This window comes from Microbulbifer flavimaris, assembly GCF_001641755.2.
In the GTDB taxonomy this organism is placed as follows: domain Bacteria; phylum Pseudomonadota; class Gammaproteobacteria; order Pseudomonadales; family Cellvibrionaceae; genus Microbulbifer; species Microbulbifer flavimaris.
On record NZ_LRFG02000025.1, the window covers coordinates 1 to 254 of the forward strand.

At 65.7% G+C, this 254-nt stretch carries 1 protein-coding gene; it reads left to right on the forward strand.

Features of this window, described 5'->3' with window-relative positions; translation table 11 throughout:
* Positions 1 to 26 precede the first annotated feature (26 nt).
* Positions 27 to 254: hypothetical protein (locus AWR36_RS16000; protein ID WP_197409299.1), on the forward strand; the 228-nt coding region annotated here is incomplete at its 3' end.

Consider the following 254-nt stretch of genomic DNA (forward strand, 5'->3'; position numbering starts at 1 on the left):
AAACCAAGCGCGCGCTGGAAACCGGGATGGAGGACCTCAACCGCGCCAATCGCGGCGCCGCGGCCAAGAAGGCCCTGCGCGAGGCGCTGTCAGACTGGCCCAAGGCCGATCTCAAGGCCGAGACCTCACGGCATTACGACCCGTATTGGCAGGGCCTCAACCTGTCGACCCATATGGAGTTCGCCAAGATGCTGCGGGCGCTCGAGGCCAGCGGCGATCCCGGCGCGATGGAGATCCATCTGGATCCGGACGAA